Raw genomic sequence first — 2348 nt, forward strand, 5'->3', positions numbered from 1 at the left:
GCAGCAACCCGAAACACCGCCGCCGCTGCCCCGGCGTCACCCGCACAGCAACCCGGGCGGTGCGATGCACGACCCGCGGCAAGGCCGGATCCCGACGGCGAGGCACGAACCGAAGCCAACACCACCCCTACGACACTTTCCCAACCCCGACCAACCCGGCCAACGTTTGTGGTCAAAGCCCTAGCCAGGCCGCGGCGCCGGGCCCGGGTGGCGCGCCCGGAAGTCAGGACGGGTCGCGCCGGTCCGTTCCGCGCCGACCGGGACCAGCCGGAAGATCCGGATCTCCCGGCCGCCGGCCCGCTCGACGTACGTCCGGTACGCGGGCCACTCGGTGACCAGCAGCTGCCACAGCCGGTCCCGCTCCGCGCCGGCGGCCACCTCGGCGCGTACCGCGACGCGGCGCCCCTTGACGTCCACCTCGGCGGCCGGCTGGGCGAGCAGGTTCATCGCCCAGCCGGGCTGGTGCCGCTGCCCCCAGTTCGACCCGATCACCACGTACCCGTCGCCGTCCGGCACGTACAGCAGGGGGTTGCTGCGGGGCTGACCGGAGCGACGACCGGTGGTGGTGATGACCAGGGAGGGCACCAGGCCCAACGCGACCACCCGGCCCTTCGTGAGCCGGCCGACCAGCCGGTCGGCGGGGACGAGCAGGCGCAACGTGGCGCCGAACCACTTCTGGTGGCCGAGCCGGCGCGTGAGGGTTCCCAGGACGACACGGGCCGAGTCTGCCGGGTCCGCCGCCGAGGCGGCACCCACGCGCGGCCCACGCACTCGTGGGCGGCCCGGAGCGGCCGGTCCACATCGGAGCCGGTCACTCCAGCCGGCGCTCCACGGGCAGCCGGGACCGGGTCATGAGCCCCGCCCCGAGCATCGCCAGCAGCGGGACCACCACCAGCACGCCGAGGGTCAACCAGGGCACCACCACCGGGTACGGCGTCTCGACCGGCCAGGCGGCGGCGTACCGGCGGTTCACCGAGGAGAGGATGATCAACGCCGAGCCGAGGCCGGCGACGATGCCCAGCGCCGAACCGAGCACCGCGATCACGCCGGCCTGGCAGAGTGACAGGACCCGGCGTACCCGTGGGCTGGCCCCCACTGCCGCCAGGGTGGACAGATCCCGACGCCCCTCGGCGGCGGCGAGCCCGGTGGCCACCCCGGCCGCGCCCAGGGTGATCACGCCGGCGCCGACGGCCAGCAGGAGCAGCAGCGGCCGCCGGTCCGAGTACGGCTGGTCCTGCTCCACCTGCACCTGCAGCGAGGCGAGCCGCGGCAGGTCGGCCACGAGTCGTTCCTGCTGCGCCACCGTCGGCGGCCCGGTGGTGTCGACGGCGTAGCCGAGCTGCTCGCCCGTCAGGCCGATCCGGGCCGCCGCCGCGGCGGAGAGGAATAGCCGGTCGACCGGCAGGCCACCGCGCAGCGCGTAGCCGGGCAGGGTGGCGGTGACGGTGGACGGCGGGTCCTGGCCGGCGGAGCTCCGGCTGGCGGTGACGGCCACCCGCCCGTCGACCACCTGCCGCGGGTCGTTCACCACCACCCCGCCGGCCCGCAGCACCCGGGTCGCGGTGGCCACCTCGGCGGCCGGGGCGCCGGTGAGCACGGGCAGGGCCGAGCCGTCGTCCACCAACGCCGGCAGGTAGAGGCCGTCCGGGCTGCGCGACGGCCGCGCGCAGCGCGGGTCGGCGAGGGCGCGCCGGCGCCCGTCGGCGGTCAGGTACCCGGTCAGCTCGTACGGGCACTCCCGGTCCGGCGGGACCACCGCCGCCACGTTGCAGTAGTCCTCGGGGGACGTCGGCGCGGCGCAGGCGGGCACGTCGACCCGGGCCACCGTGCCGTCGGGCAGGACGGCCCGGACCCGCTCGGCCACCTGCGCCACCGGCGGCAGCTCGGCAGCGCCGGAGTCCGACCGCAGCAGCAGCACGTTGCCGGGTGGGATGCCGGGCTGCCAGTCCGCCCGGGCCCGGGCCTCGTCGCTGGCCACGTAGACGCCGAGGGCGACGCTGCCGGCGACCGCGGCCATCACCGCGGAGATGGCCGGCGCGGCGGAGGAGCGGTTGCGGCTCGCGTCGCGCAGCGCGAGCCGCGGTGCCAGCGGCAGTAGCCGGCCGGCCCCGGCGAGCAGCCCGATCAACGTCGGGGTGCCGAAGACCAGTCCGAGCTCGCCGAGGATCAGCCCGGCCAGGATCACCGTCGGGGTGGTGCTGGCCGCGCCGAGCCCGGCGACGGCGGCGCCGCCGAGGGTGAGCAGCACCCCGACGACCAGCCAGCGCCGCCGGTGCCGGGGCGGGGTGCGCCGTCCGGCCAACCCGGCCACCACGTCCTCGCGGGCGGCGGCCCAGGCCGGAGCCAGC

The 2348-nt window shown here is 77.0% G+C and carries 2 protein-coding genes; both read right to left on the reverse strand.

Annotated elements, in window-relative coordinates:
* Window positions 1-180: 180 nt before the first annotated feature.
* On the reverse strand, window positions 181-756 hold the full coding sequence (locus JNW87_RS37745) for a nitroreductase family deazaflavin-dependent oxidoreductase (RefSeq protein WP_238455372.1): 576 nt from the start codon (window positions 754-756) through the stop codon (window positions 181-183).
* Between the two features lie 55 nt (window positions 757-811).
* A partial coding sequence (locus JNW87_RS37750; RefSeq protein ID WP_238455373.1) for an FtsX-like permease family protein occupies window positions 812-2348 on the reverse strand: 1537 nt, incomplete at its 5' end.

Origin of the sequence: Micromonospora sp. ATA51 (genome assembly GCF_016802855.1) — a bacterium.
Lineage (GTDB): Bacteria > Actinomycetota > Actinomycetes > Mycobacteriales > Micromonosporaceae > Micromonospora > Micromonospora sicca.